The organism is Microbacterium sp. C5A9 (assembly GCF_022627955.1).
Lineage (GTDB): Bacteria > Actinomycetota > Actinomycetes > Actinomycetales > Microbacteriaceae > Microbacterium.
In genome coordinates, this window is sequence record NZ_JABXGD010000006.1 from 231,145 (window position 1) to 246,730 (window position 15,586).

Annotated in this window: 15 protein-coding genes and 1 tRNA gene; 6 read left to right on the forward strand and 10 right to left on the reverse strand. The window is 70.5% G+C overall.

The window, feature by feature from the left end:
- Positions 1–65: 65 nt before the first annotated feature.
- The 4 genes from HWD99_RS13015 to hutH are packed head-to-tail and all read right to left on the reverse strand — an operon-like array spanning position 66 to position 5,349.
- On the reverse strand, positions 66–971 hold the full coding sequence (locus tag HWD99_RS13015; RefSeq protein ID WP_241796680.1) for an arginase family protein: 906 nt from the start codon (positions 969–971) through the stop codon (positions 66–68).
- Positions 952–2,163, reverse strand: coding sequence for an imidazolonepropionase (gene hutI, locus HWD99_RS13020; RefSeq protein ID WP_241796681.1), 1,212 nt, complete (start codon positions 2,161–2,163; stop codon positions 952–954). The genes HWD99_RS13015 and hutI overlap by 20 nt, the downstream gene beginning before the upstream one ends.
- The gene (hutU, locus tag HWD99_RS13025) at positions 2,160–3,815 is read right to left on the reverse strand and encodes a urocanate hydratase (RefSeq protein WP_241796682.1); all 1,656 of its coding nucleotides are present in this window, start codon (positions 3,813–3,815) and stop codon (positions 2,160–2,162) included. Before hutU ends, hutI begins: the two co-directional genes overlap by 4 nt.
- Entirely contained in the window at positions 3,808–5,349 is a 1,542-nt protein-coding gene (gene hutH, locus HWD99_RS13030) for a histidine ammonia-lyase (RefSeq protein WP_241796683.1), read from the reverse strand. Before hutH ends, hutU begins: the two co-directional genes overlap by 8 nt.
- 58 nt (positions 5,350–5,407) lie before the next feature.
- On the opposite strand from hutH, the gene HWD99_RS13035 reads away from it, so the two are divergent.
- Together HWD99_RS13035 and HWD99_RS13040 are read left to right on the forward strand one after the other, a co-directional pair.
- Positions 5,408–6,193 (forward strand): IclR family transcriptional regulator, encoded by a 786-nt coding sequence (locus HWD99_RS13035; RefSeq protein ID WP_241796684.1) that lies wholly within the window; start codon positions 5,408–5,410, stop codon positions 6,191–6,193.
- Positions 6,126–6,776, forward strand: a complete 651-nt coding sequence (locus HWD99_RS13040; RefSeq protein ID WP_241796685.1) for an OmpA family protein — start codon at positions 6,126–6,128, stop codon at positions 6,774–6,776. Before HWD99_RS13035 ends, HWD99_RS13040 begins: the two co-directional genes overlap by 68 nt.
- A 57-nt stretch (positions 6,777–6,833) precedes the next feature.
- On the opposite strand, the gene HWD99_RS13045 is transcribed toward HWD99_RS13040, so the two are convergent.
- The 4 genes from HWD99_RS13045 to galU form a co-directional block, all read right to left on the reverse strand.
- Positions 6,834–6,906 (reverse strand) — tRNA-Ala (locus tag HWD99_RS13045).
- Between the two features lie 51 nt (positions 6,907–6,957).
- Positions 6,958–7,803 (reverse strand): hypothetical protein, encoded by an 846-nt coding sequence (locus HWD99_RS13050; RefSeq protein ID WP_241796686.1) that lies wholly within the window; start codon positions 7,801–7,803, stop codon positions 6,958–6,960.
- 81 nt (positions 7,804–7,884) lie between these two features.
- On the reverse strand, positions 7,885–8,496 hold the full coding sequence (locus HWD99_RS13055; RefSeq protein WP_374205474.1) for a GNAT family N-acetyltransferase: 612 nt from the start codon (positions 8,494–8,496) through the stop codon (positions 7,885–7,887).
- Positions 8,497–8,541: 45 nt separating this feature from the next.
- Entirely contained in the window at positions 8,542–9,429 is an 888-nt protein-coding gene (gene galU, locus HWD99_RS13060; protein ID WP_241796688.1) for a UTP--glucose-1-phosphate uridylyltransferase GalU, read from the reverse strand.
- 40 nt (positions 9,430–9,469) lie between these two features.
- Between galU and HWD99_RS13065 the strand changes: the two genes are divergently transcribed.
- From HWD99_RS13065 to mscL, 3 genes are read left to right on the forward strand one after another with little or no spacing between them, the layout of a single operon-like run.
- Complete coding sequence (locus HWD99_RS13065) at positions 9,470–10,066, forward strand: 5-formyltetrahydrofolate cyclo-ligase (RefSeq protein ID WP_241796689.1); 597 nt, start codon at positions 9,470–9,472, stop codon at positions 10,064–10,066.
- A 15-nt stretch (positions 10,067–10,081) separates the two neighbouring features.
- A complete protein-coding gene (locus HWD99_RS13070; RefSeq protein WP_241796690.1) occupies positions 10,082–10,354 on the forward strand; it encodes an FmdB family zinc ribbon protein in 273 nt (90 codons plus the stop codon).
- Between the two features lie 25 nt (positions 10,355–10,379).
- A complete protein-coding gene (gene mscL / locus HWD99_RS13075; protein ID WP_241796691.1) occupies positions 10,380–10,808 on the forward strand; it encodes a large conductance mechanosensitive channel protein MscL in 429 nt (142 codons plus the stop codon).
- Between the two features lie 122 nt (positions 10,809–10,930).
- Here the strand turns inward: mscL and HWD99_RS13080 are convergent, their stop codons facing one another.
- Both HWD99_RS13080 and HWD99_RS13085 read right to left on the reverse strand, forming a co-directional pair.
- Positions 10,931–11,134: a hypothetical protein gene (locus HWD99_RS13080; protein WP_241796692.1), complete on the reverse strand. Its 204-nt coding sequence runs from the start codon at positions 11,132–11,134 to the stop codon at positions 10,931–10,933.
- Positions 11,127–14,843 (reverse strand): AAA family ATPase, encoded by a 3,717-nt coding sequence (locus HWD99_RS13085; RefSeq protein ID WP_374205470.1) that lies wholly within the window; start codon positions 14,841–14,843, stop codon positions 11,127–11,129. Before HWD99_RS13085 ends, HWD99_RS13080 begins: the two co-directional genes overlap by 8 nt.
- A gap of 188 nt (positions 14,844–15,031) precedes the next feature.
- Here HWD99_RS13085 and HWD99_RS13090 point away from each other — a divergent pair, with 188 nt between their 5' ends.
- Entirely contained in the window at positions 15,032–15,547 is a 516-nt protein-coding gene (locus HWD99_RS13090) for a methylated-DNA--[protein]-cysteine S-methyltransferase (RefSeq protein WP_241796693.1), read from the forward strand.
- The last annotated feature ends 39 nt before the right edge of the window (positions 15,548–15,586 follow it).

A 15,586-nucleotide genomic window follows, 5' to 3' on the forward strand; every position in this document is an offset into this window, starting at 1 on the left:
CCTTTCGAGGATCGGGGGATGTGCCACCAGCGTAGACATCGCCGGTGATCACGCCCGCCACGGGCTCAGCGCGTCGCGAGGGCCGCGAGCATCTCCAGAACGCACAGGGCGGCGAGCCGCACCGTGCGCATGTCATCGGTGTCGGCCGTCGCATCGACCTCGGCGATGTCGGCGCTGACCACCCGCGGGTCGGCGACGATCGACCGCACGAGGGCGCGAAGCTCCCACGCGGCGAAGCCTCCGGGCACGCTCGCCGGACAGCCGGGGGCCGCGGCCCGATCGGCGGCGTCGACATCGACATCGAGATGGATGCGGGCCGCGGCGCCCGCTCCCGCGATCGCCGTCGCCTCGGCGACGACCTCGGCGATGCCACGGCGCCGAACCTCATCGAGCGTGACGACCCGGATGCCCCACTCTGCAGCACGCGCCGCATAGGCCGCGGAGTTCGCGAAGTCGGCGATGCCGATCTGCACGATCCGCGTCGGGTCGATCCGCTCGCCGTCTGGGGCGTCTTCGATGAGACGCCGCACCGGCGAGCCGTTGGACACGCCGTCGCGCAGATCGAAGTGGGCGTCGATCGTGATGAGCCCGGTGGCCCCGGCTCCGCGCGCGACCGGATAGGTCAGCGCGTTGTCGCCACCGAGTGCGATCACGAGACGGGCGGACTCGGCGAGCTCGTGCACACGCCCGATGGTCGCCGCGATGCCGGCCTCGCCGTCGGGCTCGGCCACATCCCCGGCATCGAGAACGCGCAGCGCCTCGGCGAGGTCGACGACGGGCGGCCCCATGAGCGTGGCGCTGTAGCGGGTCAGCGCGTCACGGATCGCGGCGGGCGTCGCATGCGCACCCGTCGGCGACAGCGACGTGCGCCATGTGGGAACACCGAGCAGCACGGCATCCGCGTCATCCCCCGCGGCGAACGCGGGCCACGACCCGGCGCGCGGCCAGAGGTCATCGTGCGAGAGAGCCATGGTCTCCCCTTCGCTGTGCGGATGCCGCGACCACCGGGACACCGTCCTTCCAGACCCGGTCGACCAGGGGCACTCCGGGCCGATAGGCGAGGTGGATGCGGGTCGGCGCCGTCAGCAGCACGAGGTCAGCCCGCGCGCCGGGCGCGATCACGCCGACGTCGTCGCGACGCAGCGCCCGCGCTCCCCCGGCGGTCGCCGCCCACACCGCCTCGGCCGGCGTCATCCCCATGTCGCGCACCGCGATCGCGATGCAGAACGGCATCGACGACGTGAAGCTCGAGCCCGGGTTCGTGTCGCACGCGATCGCCACCGTGACACCCGCATCGATCAGTCGACGGGCGTCCGGATACGGCTGTCTGGTCGAGAACTCGACGCCGGGCAGCAGCGTGAGCACGGTGTCGGACGCCGCGAGGGCCGCGATGTCGGCATCGGTCAGATAGGTGCCGTGGTCGACGGATGCGGCGCCGAGCTCGACCGCGAGGCGCACTCCGTCTCCCGGGCCGAGCTGGCTCGCGTGCATGCGAGGCGTCAGCCCCTTCGCGACACCCGCGTCGAGGACCCGCCGCGCCTGCGCGACCGAGAAGGCTCCGGTCTCGCAGAACACGTCGATCCACCTCGCATACGGAGCACAGGCGTCGAGCATCGGGCCGGTCACGAGGTCGACGTACTCGTCGGCACGATCGGCGTAGTCCGCCGGAACGACGTGTGCTCCGAGGAACGTCACCTCGGTCGTCACCTCGGCGGCGAGTCGCACGAGGCGCTGCTCGTCGTCGACGCTCAGCCCGTAGCCGCTCTTGATCTCGACGGTCGTCGTGCCCTGGGCGAGCATCTCGTCGACGAATCCGCGCAGGCGTGCTCGCAGCTGGCCATCGCTCGCCGCTCGCGTCGCCGCGACCGTCGAGCGGATGCCGCCCGCGGCGTACTTCTCCCCCGCCATCCGCGCCTCGAACTCGGCGGCCCGGTCGCCGCCGAACACGAGGTGACTGTGACTGTCGACGAAGCCCGGGATGACGGCACGACCGTCGGCGTCGATCGTCTCGTCCGCGTCCGGAGCATCCGCCGCCGAGCCGACCCAGGCGATCCGACCGCCGTCGACCAGCACCGCGGCATCGCGCCGCGTGCCAGAGCGATCGCCCTCGAAGCCGACATTGGTCGTCAGCTCCCCGATGTTCGTGATCAGCGTGGTGCTCACAGCATCGGCACCTTCAGGCCGCGCTCGCGAGCGATGTCGCGCGCATGCTCGTATCCGGCGTCGACGTGGCGCATGACGCCGGTGCCCGGGTCATTGGTCAGCACGCGCTCGAGCTTCTCGGCGGCGAGCGCCGAACCGTCGGCGACGCTGACCTGACCGGCATGGATCGAGCGGCCGATCCCGACGCCGCCGCCGTGGTGCAGCGACACCCACGACGCGCCGGATGCCGTGTTGAGCAGCGCGTTCAGCAGCGGCCAGTCGGCGATCGCATCGGACCCGTCCTTCATGGCCTCGGTCTCGCGGTACGGCGACGCGACGGATCCGGAGTCGAGGTGGTCGCGGCCGATCACGATCGGCGCCGACAACTCACCAGAGGCGACCATTTCGTTGAACTTGAGACCGGCGAGATGACGCTCCTTGTACCCGAGCCAGCAGATGCGCGCGGGGAGTCCCTCGAAGTGCACTTTCTCGCCGGCCTTCTCGAGCCAGCGGTGCAGAGGCTTGTCGTCGGGGAAGAGCTCCGCGATCGCGCGGTCGGTCTTGTAGATGTCCTCGGGGTCGCCCGAGAGCGCCGCCCAGCGGAACGGCCCCCGGCCCTCTTCGAACTGCGGCCGGATGTAGGCCGGCACGAACCCGGGGAACTCGAACGCCCGGTCGAAGCCGCCCAGCTGCGCTTCGGCCCGGATCGAGTTGCCGTAGTCGAAGACCGCCGCCCCGGCGTCCTGGAACGCGACCATCGCGGCGACGTGCTGTGCCATCGACTCGCGCGAGCGACGGGTGAACTCCTCGGCGTCGCGCTCGGCTTCGGCGCGCCAGTCGGCGACTGCGACGCCGACGGGCAGGTAGGCGAGCGGGTCGTGCGCGCTGGTCTGATCGGTGACGATGTCGATCGGAACGCCCCGGCGCAGCAGCTCGGGGAAGACCTCGGCCGCGTTGCCGACGACCCCGACCGACAGCGCTTCCCCCGCCTGCTTCGCGGCGACGACCCGCGCGATGGCGGCATCGAGATCGGTCGTGTACTCGTCGAGGTAGCCGTGCTCCACGCGGCGGGCGAGGCGCGACTCGTCGACGTCGACGATCAGCACGACGCCGTCGTTGAGGGTCACGGCGAGCGGCTGCGCGCCGCCCATCCCTCCGGCACCGCCGGTGAGCGTCAGCGTGCCTCGGAGCGAGTCCTTGCCGAGCGATCGGGCGACGGCGGCGAAGGTCTCATACGTGCCCTGCAGGATGCCCTGGGTGCCGATGTAGATCCACGAACCGGCGGTCATCTGGCCGTACATGATCAGGCCGAGCTCCTCGAGCTTGCGGAACTCGGGCCAGGTCGCCCAGTCCCCCACGAGGTTCGAGTTGGCGATCAGCACCCGGGGCGCCCACTCATGCGTGCGGAAGACGCCGACCGGCTTGCCCGACTGCACGAGCAGCGTCTCGTCGGGTTCCAGCTCGTCGAGGGTGCGGACGATCGCGTCGTACGCCTCCCAGTTGCGAGCGGCCTTTCCGGTGCCGCCGTACACGACGAGGTCTTCGGGGTGCTCGGCGACCTCGGGGTCGAGGTTGTTCATGAGCATCCGCTTCGCCGCTTCGGCGCCCCAGCTCTTGGCGGTGCGCTGGTTGCCGCGGGCGGCACGGATGTTCCGGACGGTCTGATCAGTCATTCGCGTGCTCCTGTGCGATGCGGGCCACGGCTCCGGACTGCACGAGTGCGGTCACGGCCTCCATGTCGGGTGAGAGGAAGCGGTCGGGACCGGGGCCTGCCGCGACGGTGCGCACGAGGTCGCGCACCGCGCCGGTCGCCGGTCCTGCCTGCAGGGGGGCGCGCAGGTCGAGCGCGCGAGCGCCGGTGAGGATCTCGATCGCCAGGACGCGTGCGAGGCCGTCGATCGCGCGGCGGAGCTTGCGGGCGGCTGCCCACCCCATCGACACGTGGTCCTCCTGCATCGCCGACGACGGGATCGAGTCGACGGATGCCGGAACCGCGAGCCGCTTGAGTTCGGAGACGATCCCGGCCGCCGCGTACTGCGCGATCATCAGACCGGAGTCGACGCCGACCTCGTCCGCGAGGAAGGGCGGCAGGCCGTGGCTCCGCGCGGGGTCGAGGGCGCGGTCCGTGCGACGCTCGGAGACCGAGGCGACGTCGGCGACCGAGATCGCGAGGAAGTCGAGCACTGCGGCGACCGGCGCCCCGTGGAAGTTGCCGTTCGACTCGATCCGTCCGTCGAGGGTGATCACCGGGTTGTCGATCACGCTCGCGAGCTCGCGGTCGGCGACCATCGCGGCGTGCGCCGTCGTGTCTCGAGCGGCGCCGTGCACCTGCGGCGAGCAGCGCAGCGAGTAGGCATCCTGCACCCGCCCGTCCTCCGGCCCCTTGTGGCTGTGCACGATGGGCGACGCACGCAGGAAGGCGCGCAGGTTCGCCGCGGACTCGCCCTGGCCGGACTGCGGGCGCAGCGCCATGAGGTCGGCGGCGAAGACGGCATCGGTCCCCAGCTGCGATTCGACCGACATCGCCGCGGCCATGTCGGCCGTCAGCAGCAGCGTCTCGAGGTCGTGCAGCGCCAGCACGAGCATCCCGAGCATTCCGTCGGTGCCGTTGATGAGCGCGAGCCCCTCCTTCTCGACGAGAGTGAGCGGCTCGATGCCCGCGGCGGCGAGCGCGTCGGACGCCGGAACGAGCTCGCCGTCCGCGGTGCGGACCTCTCCCTCGCCCATCGCCGCGAGAGCGATGTGCGCGAGCGGAGCGAGGTCGCCGGAGCATCCGAGTGATCCGTATTCGCGGACGACCGGCACGATGCCGGCGTTCAGCAGCGCCGCATAGGTCTCGACGACGATCGGGCGCACGCCGGTGCGCCCCGAGGCGAGGGTCTGCAGGCGCAGCAGCTGCAGGCCGCGGACGACCTCGCGCTCGACTTCGGCACCGGTGCCGGCTGCGTGCGAGCGGATGAGGCTCGCCTGCAGCTGCAGCCGTCGGTCGGGGGCGATGAATGTGGTCGCCAGCGCGCCGAACCCGGTCGAGACGCCGTAGTGCGGATGCGGGTCGGCCGCGAGACCGTCGATCACGCGACGGGTCTCGGCGACGCGCTCGATCGCCTCGGGACTCACGGTGACGCGGGCGCCATGCCGGGCGACGGCGACGACATCGGCCGGGCTCAGGGGTGCGGCGCCGACGAGAACGGAGGACGGATCAGTCATGTCTCGATTCCACACCTCGGGGGTCGCTTCCGTCAGGGGGTCATGACATGCTGTGTCTATGATCCCAGACAAAGGACCTGACACGGCATCCCCCGCCGAGCCGCAGGTTCCGGCGGCCGACCAGACCCTGCGCATCCTCCGCTACCTGGCCGGCCGGCCCGCGCCGGTCGCCGCGTCGGCGATCGCACGCGAGCTCGCTCTCCCCCGCTCGACCGTCTATCACCTGCTCACGACCCTGGCCACGCACGGTTTCGTGATGCACCTGCGGGAGGAGCGCCGGTGGGGGCTCGGCACCTCGGCGTTCGAGCTCGCGGGCGGCTACTCCCGTCAGCAGCCGCTCGCCCGACTGGGCAGACCGCTGGTCGCCGCACTGTCCGATCGTCTCGGCGAGAGCGCCCACCTCGCGGTCATGAGCGGTGGCGACGTGCTGTACATCGTCGAGGAGCGCGCGCCCCGGCGCCCGACGCTCGTCACGGACGTCGGAGTGCGGTTGCCCGCCCATCTCACGGCCTCGGGTCGGGCGATGCTCGCATCGCTCCCCCGTGAGCAGGTGCGCGCCCTGTACCCCAGCGCCTCCGCGTTTCCCGATCGCACGGGTCTCGGACCGCGCACGCCGAGCGCACTCCGCGAGGTGCTGCGCGAGGTGCGCGCCCGCGGCTACGCGACAGAAGACAGCGAGGTCGCCGACGGCCTGCGCTCGGTCGGCGCCGCCGTGCGCGATCATACGGGCTGGCCGGTGGCCGCCGTCGCGGTCACATGGGCCGGGTCCGACCTCGATGAGCAGGTGCTCGCGGTCGCGGTGCGCGAGACCGCAGCCGTCCTCGAGGCACGAGTGGCGCGCTGACCGCTCGCTACTCCCCGATCTCGCGCTGCTCGACACCTCGGCCTCGGCCTTCACGATCGAGGTCAACGACGCCCTGGCCGACATTCCCGGGGTCACCGCCTCCCCCGCGCACTGCGACGCTGACGGCGGCGTGATCTCCGGCAACGGCTCCGCCTATCTGTACGGAGACGGGTCAGGCACCTTCACGGGACCGGACGGTTCGGTGCAGAACTTCGGCGACCGCTCCGGCAACTACACGAGCGAAACGATCACCGTCCAGAACTTCGGTGACGGCACCGCTCTGGTCGACGACGAGATGATCGACGCCGTGGCGCAGGTCTTCACGACCCTCGACATCGCCGAGGCGCAGGTGAGCGGTCGCACCGACGCGATCGGCTCGGATGCCGAGAACCAGGTCCTGTCGGAGCAGCGGGCGGAGTCCGTGGTCGACGGTCTTCAGGATCGAGGCGTGACGACATCACTCACCGCCGAGGGCTTCGGCGAGAGCCGACCGGTCGCCGCGAACGAGATCGACGGTGTCGACAACCCTGCCGGTCGCCAGTTGAACCGGCGCGTCGAGATCTTCATCCCCGCGGTGCTGTAGCGGGCCGAGCGGAAAGAGAAAGGCCCCGGGCGTGAGCCGGGGGCCTTCTTCACGGTGTGGACCTAAGGGGATTCGAACCCCTGACCTCCTCGATGCGAACGAGGCGCGCTACCAACTGCGCCATAGGCCCGTGAACCTCGTCTACGTTATCACGCTCGACGAGGTGCCTGCGTCGTCCGGGTCACCCGGCGGCACGCCTGGCGAGCAGATCGCGAACGTGCGCTTCGATCTCCGCGTCGTCCACGAAGCCCATGCGTGCATACGGTGACGACGCGGCGGGCATCTGCACGGGTGCGGCGGGAGCCATCTGCTCGGCGCGCTCGCGCAGTGCGGCGAGCCGCGCCGCCTTGCGGCGCTCTTCCTGAGCCTCGATCTCGGCACGAGCGGCCTGCGCGCGAGAACCGGCGACGGACACCAGCGGCTCGGGAAGCGGGCGCGGCGTCCAGGTCGCAGGCCCCTGGTCGTGCAGAGCGGGCGCCACCCGAGGGGCCGGCGTCTCGACGACCTGCGCCGGACGACGTGCGGCGCGCGACGCGACGGACGCCATGCGCTGCAGCACGACCGCTGCGGTGATCGCCAGGGCGCCGCCGAGCCAGATCAGCAGCTGCGTCTGTGCGACGACCAGCTGCCACACCCCGAGACCGGCGATCGCGAGACCGATGAGCGACACAGCGGTCGCCGTCACCCGCACGCGCCGACGCGCACGCGCCTGACGGATGACGGGGTCGGCCCTGGTCGCGGCGAGTTCCTGACGCAGCATCTCGAGCTCGGCGGACTCCCGCTCGGACTGCACGCGCTTCGCCAGCTTCTGCTGCGCGAGAGCGGTGCGCGCGTTGAGCTCGAGGCGCACCTCGTCGGGAGTCTCACTCGTCTCGGCGAGGACCCGGAGGGCCTGATTGAGTCGGACGGCATTGCGCTCTGCGGCGTCGTACTGGAAGCGTCCGCGCCACGAGGGCAGCAGATAGAGCATCCACAGGAGCACGGCGACGAGCACGATCACTCCCCCGCTCAGCACCGGCCCGTCCATGTCGTCAACGGTACGGGAACAGCGGTGTCCACGACGCTCGGTACGAGCGCGTGTCGCGATCAGTTCCGCGCGAAAGGACCGTCAGATGATCATTCGATCCGCGGGCGGGATCGTCGCGGCATCCGGGGGCACCTGACCGTTCACCCACCGCGCCAGCACACCCTGCGGCACATCCTCGCGCGTCAGCGCGAATGCGTAGTGGTCGCGCCAGTCCCCATCGATGTGGATATAGCGTCTCCGGAGCCCCTCGTAGCGGAAGCCGAGCTTCTGCACGATGCGCAGGCTCGCCGCGTTCTCGGGGCGGATGCAGATCTCCATGCGGTGCAGCGCATACTCCGTGAAGCACGCGTCGGTGGCGAGCGCCACCGCGGTGGGGGTGATCCCCTTGCCCGCGAACCTCTCGCTCACCCAGTAGCCGATGGTCGCCGAGCAGAGCGACCCGCGGGCCACTCCCCAGACGTTGAGCTGCCCCGCGATCTCGCCCTCGTACTCCATGACGAACGGATAGCCCGCACCGTCGCGATACTGCTGCAACAGACGGCGGATGCTGAGACGCATGTCGAAGGAGACCGCACCGTACGGCACGGTCGCCTCCCACGGCTGCAGCCACTGCCGATTCGACAGCAGCTCATGCTGCAGCGCCCTCGCGTCGCGCGGGCGCACGAGACGCAGCTCGACCGGACCGTGCCGCATCCCCGTCGCCAGTTCCATCCTGCGCGCTCCCCGCAGCCGTGACGCCTACAGGCGCTCTGCGAACTCCTTGAGCCACGGACGCAGCTCCGGACCGAGGTCCTCGCGGTCCGAGGCGAGCTGCACGATCGCCTTGATGTAGTCGACACGGTCGCCCGTGTCGTAGCGGCGTCCACGGAACACCACGCCGACGACTCCGGGACCCTCGGGGTCGGTCGCCAGCACCTGCAGCGCATCCGTCAGCTGGATCTCGCCGCCCTTGCCGGGCTCGGTGTGCTCGAGCACGTCGAAGATCGAGGCCGGCAGCACGTACCGGCCGATCACGGCGAGGTTCGACGGGGCGTCCTCGACCGGGGGCTTCTCGACGAGGCCGGTGACCTTCACGGCGTCCGAGCCCTCGATCTCCTCGACGGCGGCAGCGCCGTACATGTGGATGCTGGCCGGATCGACCTCCATGAGCGCGATCACGGCCGCGCCGGTGCGCTCGTGCTCGGCGATCATCTCGGTGAGCAGCGGATCCCGTGCGTCGATGAGGTCGTCACCCAGCAGCACCGCGAACGAGCTGTCGCCGACGTGGGTGCGAGCACGCAGCACCGCGTGTCCGAGTCCCTTCGGCTCGCCCTGACGCACGAAGTGGATGTCCGCGAGGTCGCTCGACTTCATGACGTGCTCGAGACGACCCATGTCGCCCTTCTCGGTGAGCTTCACCTCGAGCTCGGGAACCGAGTCGAAGTGGTTCGAGATGGCGTTCTTGTTGCGGCCGATGATGACGAGGATGTCGTCGATGCCGGCGTCAGCCGCCTCCTCGACCACGTACTGGATTGCCGGCTTGTCGACGACAGGCAGCATCTCCTTCGGCATCGCCTTCGTCGCGGGCAGGAAACGCGTCCCCAGTCCTGCAGCGGGAATGACAGCTTTGATCTTCTGATGACCCATCCTGACAGCCTAGTGGTGGAGCCGCCGTAGACTCGGAGACATGGCGAATGACGTCGAGCACGAGAAGCGCGCGCTGCGTGCCGAGCTCCGCGAACGACGGCAGCTGCTGAGCGAATCGCAGCGCGACTCCCTGGCTGCGGCGATCACCGTGCGCCTGGACGAGCTCGTGGACTCCCTGGGTGCACGCTCGATCTCGTGCTTCCTGTCCACGACGACGGAGCCGGGAACGAGGGAGTTCGTGCGCGCCGCGGTGCGCCGAGGCATCCGCGTGCTCCTTCCCGTCACCCGGGCCGACGGCCTGCTCGACTGGGCGGTCGCCACCGAGGACGACGAGATCGCCGAGGGGCTCTTCGGGCTTCCCGAGCCGACCGGCGAGGTGCTCGGTCCGATCGCCGTGAACGACGTCGACCTCATGATCATCCCCGCGGCGGCCGTGGATCGCGGCGGCATGCGCATGGGCTGGGGACGCGGTTACTTCGACAAGACCATCGGATCGATGGAGAAGTGCCCTCCCGTGTACGCGGTCATCTATGATTCCGAGGTACTCGATCTCCTGCCGAGGGAGGTGCACGATCAGCCGGTGACCGGCGTCGTGACCCCCACGCAGACCCTTCTCCTGTCGCCGACCCGGCGCTGACCCACGAGGACCGCTATGCCCACCTATGCCTATGCCTGCCGTTCCTGCGGCCACGCCTTCGACGCCGTGCAGAGCTTCGCCGACGATGCGCTGACCGTCTGCCCCGAGTGCGGCGGAGAGCTGCGCAAGCAGTACGGCTCGATCGGCGTCACGTTCAACGGCTCCGGTTTCTATCGCACCGACTCGCGGGCGGGCTCCGCGGGTTCGTCCTCGACCCCGGCATCATCGAAATCAGAGTCGACGACGAGCGCGAAGCCCGCACCCGCCGCGACCTCCGCTTCGTCCTGACGCACTGAACAACACGGAGAATCACATGCTCAAAGGTTTCAAGGACTTCCTCCTCCGAGGCAACGTCATCGATCTGGCTGTCGCGGTCGTCATCGGAACCGCGTTCACGGCCATCGTCACCGCCGTCGTGAACAGCCTCATCACCCCGCTCGTCTCGCTGTTCTTCAACGCCGACGCGACGGGGAGCTTCGGCCCCCAGATCCCCAACATCTACGGCGAGATGGTCACCTTCCCGATCGGCGACCTCATCTCGGCGATCATCAGCTTCCTCGCCGTGGCCGCCGTCGTCTACTTCGTCTTCGTCCTGCCGATGAACACGTTCAAGGCGCATGTCGAGGCACGCAAGGGCACCGCCGCCGAAGAGCCCGCCGAAGAGCCGGCCGCCGCGACCGAGACCGAGCTGCTCATCGAGATCCGCGACCTGCTCGCCAAGCAGCAGGCCGCGCGCGACTGACACGAGAGAGCCGCACTCCGGCATCCGCCCGGCGCCGAGAACCTGTCGACCGCCCGAGATCCCGACCGAATCCCCTGGATTCTCGGGATCCCGGGCGGTTCGCCGTTTCCCGGCGAGGTGCCTCAATAGTGCGGGGGCACGTCCTGCATCAGCCGGTCGTCGTTGGGGCCCTTCGCGCCGCGGGGTGCGGATGCCCGCGGCTTCTCGCCCGCGGCGTGTTCGGGAGACGTGTCGGTGCCCTCCACCGGCGTCAGACGTGCGCGCCGCGAGCCGGCCACCCGCACCACTTCCTGGCGCGGAGCCGAGGGATCGGCGTCGTCAGTCATCCTGCGGATCGGTGAGATCGAGGGGCTGCGTGTCGTTGTCCGCCCGCACCGTGGATGCCGAGATGCCGAGCACCTCGGCGATGCGCGACGCGACGGTCGCCGGATCGCTGTACAGGTCGAATGCGTGCACGCGCACGTAGTGCCAGCCGAGACGGCGGAGCACATTCGGCCGCAGGCGCAGCGTCTCGCGCAGCGACTCGCCCCGGGACTCGGGGTCGGACTCGATCACGACCGCCTTGCCGGCATGCTGCGCGACGAGCGGCAGCAGCCCGCGATAGTCCACGTCGACCGCCGCGCCGAGGCGCCGCAGCTCACGGGCGAGGGCGAGCGTCAGCGGGTCCGCGAGATCCTCGAGCCGCGCCTCGCGACCGCGAGCGGCCAGACCGCCGAGGATCGACATGAGGGTCGCGGCACCGAACTCGAGGCGTCCGTCGTCGAACGCGGAGGGCCGGATCGACGAGACGATGACCATCGAGCGACGCGCGCGGGTCATGCCGACGGTCAGCAGGCGCTCCCCGTCGGACGAGGAGAGGTCGCCGAAGTCGCTGAGCACACGGCCGTGCTTGGTGAGGCCGTATCCGAGCGAGAAGATCACGCGGTCGCGGCTCTCGGCGACCGATTCCTCGAGGGTCAGCACTGCGAGCGGCTCTGCGGTGTCGCGTCCGACGAAGTCGGCCACATCCGACCGCCCCGCGAACGCCGAAGTCACGGCTGCGCGCACGCGCTCGGCGTGGCGACGGCTGGCGGTGACCACCATGAGCGATTCGTTCGGCCGATGCACGGCGTGCTCGACGACGAGGGTCACGACGCGCGCGACCTCGGCATCCGGGCTCTCGACCGCCCCGGAGATCGGGTCGGGAGCACCCGTTCCGCCCTCGACGTAGTCGACGGTCAGGCTCCCGCGACCGAGGTACGAGCCCGCCCACGGCAGGGAGACGATTTCTCCGCCGTAGAACGCGTCGTTGATCAGCTCGGCGAGGTCTTCGCCTCCGGCGCGATAGCTGCGCGTGAGAGTCATCACCGGCAGCAGCTCCGACAGGCGCTCGAACACCGACACCTCGTCGAACGGCACCTCCGGCTCCCACTCGGGGTCGGTGCCCACGGCGAGATCGAAGGCGGTGGGCCGCTGCGTCACCGGGTCGCCGAACGCCACGACCTGGCGCGCACGACGGATCGCCGGAGTCGCCTCCGCCAGGTTGATCGCGGCGGCATCCACCAGCAGAACCGTGTCGAACTCCACCGAATCGGGAATCTCGGGCACGAGATACGGAGACGAGATCCAGACCGGCGCCAGCGCGCGCACGAGCGTGGGGGCGGCGCTGACGATCTCGGCCGTCGTCGTGGACTTCTGCGTCAGGGCCTTGCGCAGGTTCTGCGATTCCTGGGGCTCGTCGACGATCGCGATCTTCCACTGGTCCGCCAGCTGCGAGGCGAGCAGGGGGCCGGCCATCGCCGCGTGAGCCTCGTCGACGAGGCGGAAGTCGCGTTCGAGTCGATCGACGACGGCGGTGTTCGCGCCGAGCAGAGCCCGATCGTCCTGCAGCGCACGCTCCAGGAGCGACTGCCACCAGGCGAACTCGAGCTCCTCCCCCACCTGGGCCTCGGAGACGTGACGCACCGACAGCTCCGTGAGCAGGGGCTCGAGGCCGAGGTCGGCGAGGCGGTCACGCAGCTCCGCGCGCTCGACGAGGTTGTCGAAGACATCGGACTTGGCGGCGAGACCGGCGAGGATGCGGACCAGCCGCGCCACGGGAAGCGACGCCAGCGGCTCGCGGCGTCCGAGGGCCGCATCGAGCTCGGACAGCTCCGCCACGACCCGCTGCCACGCGGCGTAGACATCGGCCAGGCCCAGCGGGATCTCCGGTGCGACGCCGGCGTCGACGCAGCGCTGCCACTGCGTGCGCTGCGTCTGGATGCGCAGCAGCGATTCGTGCATCTCGGTGACGTGCACGCCGGGGCGCACGTACTCCTTGGCCAGTCGGCGGAGGCGACGGCGGTTCGCGCTGGACATGCCCGGAGAGTCGCGGCGGGATCCGTGCGCCTGGATGAGCTCGCCCAGTGGGCGCTCGAAGACGGTCGGGCTGAAGCGGTCGAGCGAGTCCCGGATGCCCTGCAGCAGCCGCAGGTATTCGCCGAGCTCATCGATCGTGGCGAAAGGCCGCATGTGGGTCTGCGCGATCAGCGCATAGCCGCGTTCCAGCAGCACGGGAACGCTGTCGGCGTGCAGGCGTCCGGCGAGCTGATGCGCCGAGCGGGCGGCGTCGGTGGTCGAGAACGTGACGCCGTACCAGGGAGAGTCGTCAGGACCGAAGCGGAACTCGCCCAGGCGGGCGGCATGCGAGAGCGCCTCCGCGGCCGCCGAGCGGTCGTTCGCCAGTCGGCGCAGGGTGTCGGCGGAGAGTCGGGCGGTGGTCGACGGCGGAGTCGGGAGCGATGCGAGCCGGGTGAGATGGCGTGTGGCGTCGAGCACGGAGGATCCGGTGCCCGCGACCGGCGCGGTGAGCGCCCGGCGGTAGTCGATGAGCACGCTGCGCAGGCGCACCAGTGCGTCGTCGACGTCGCTGACCTTCGGGGCGGAGGCCTTCTCGTTGCGGCCGATCGCCCGCACCAGGTCGCGACGGACGCTCTGACTCGAGATGGCGAGCCCGTCGAGCCCGATCCCTGCCAGTCGGTGACGGACGCCGTCGAGGGTCGACCGCCGGGCGGACACCACGAGCACGCGCTTGCCTGCGCGCACCAGCTCGCCCACGGCGTTGATGACGGTCTGCGTGCCGCCCGTTCCCGGCAGCGTCGCGACGGTGAGCGACTGCCCCGCGGCGATCCGCGCGAGCACCGCTTCCTGCTCGGCATCCGCATCGAGCAGCAGGTTGTCGGAAGCGGGCGTGCGGTCGTCGGGCCCGACATGATGCGGGGCCGGACGACGTGCCGTGACCTGCTCGCGATCGCCGACGTGCCCGGCCAGCGCGTTCAGCATCACGTGGTCGAGGTTGCCTCCGTCGCGCGACATCGCTCCGCCCACGTCGGCGAATGTCGAGACGACGAGGCGGGGCAGCACGGTGAAGGTGTCGATCGCGCGGGTCGTCGCGCGAAGGCTGTCGATCACCGGCTGCGGTTTGAACACGCCGCCGTCGTATGCGAGGGATGCGAGCGCGGCAGCGTCGATGGTGATCCCGAAATGCTCCCGTGCCACGCGCACGAGCTCGGGGTTCATCTCGAAGACGCCGTGCAGCTTGAGCTCGAAGTCGGTGTGGTGCCGGCGGATGGCGAGCGGGCGCAGCAGGACGGGGGCCGAGAAGTCGGCTCCGCCGATGCGCCACCCGGCCAGCCCGACCGCCAGGTGCACGGCCTCGATGCCGCGGACCGTGCGCAGTTCGGTGTTCTTGGCGGTGATGCGCTCGGCGGCGAGCCGCGCCGTGCGCAGACCGACCTCGTCGCGGAAGAGATTGGACAGCAGCGTCGACTTGCCGGTGATGAACTGCGGCAGGCTGCCGGGGTGGGCCTTCGAGATGTCGATGCCCGACTCGATCGTGTCTCGGAACGTTACCAGCGGAGAGGCCCCACCGAGATCGGCGGCCTCGGCGCGCAGGCGGGTGCGCTCCGCCTCGGCGGCGTGCGCGACGTCGATGTACGCCGGGGTCACGTGCGACTCCCCCAGGTTCACCGGGGCATCGTTCGCTGCTTCCGCAGCCTTGCCATCACGTCGCCACACCCTCACACACTAAGCGCGACGCGTCGCCGTGGCGGTATCCCTGGCGGGTTTCACCGGATTTCCGCCGGTTCGAGCGCCTCCTCCGCGTGCCCGGCACCTCTCCTCCACGGATGATGCCGAACATCCGGTGTCCCCCGCCACCGCGCCCACGGCACTCGGGGATGCCACCTGCGGGTCAGGATGGATGCATGACGTTCCGCTACGACTTCGCCCCCACTCCGTTCGGTGACGCTCTCGCGGTGTACTCGGAGGCGGGGATCGTGCGCTTCGACCTCTCGGAATCCGCAGATCCGTCGGTCCCCTGGCTGCTCGAGAACATCTCGCGCCGGCTCGGGGCCGTCCCCGAGCCCGACCCCGGCGCCGCGGCGGAGCTGACCCCGCTCCTCGACGCCTACTTCGACGGGGTGCCCGTCGACTTCCCCGAGCAGATCGACATCGACTGGCGCCTGGCCGAGGGCTTCTCCCGCGCTGCGCTGCAGACGATCTGCACGATCGCCTGGGGCGAGACCCTCAGCTACGGCGAGGTGGCCGCCCTCGCCGGTCACCCCGGAGCCGCGCGCGCCGTCGGGACGGCGTGCCGCCTCACCCCGTTCTCCATCATCGTCCCGGTGCACCGCGTCGTGCGCTCCGACGGCTCCGCGGGGCAGTACGGCGCTCACCCCGAACGCAAGACGTTCCTCCTCGACCTGGAGGCGCGGCACTGATCGCACACGGCGACACACCCGACGTCGCCCCCGAACAGC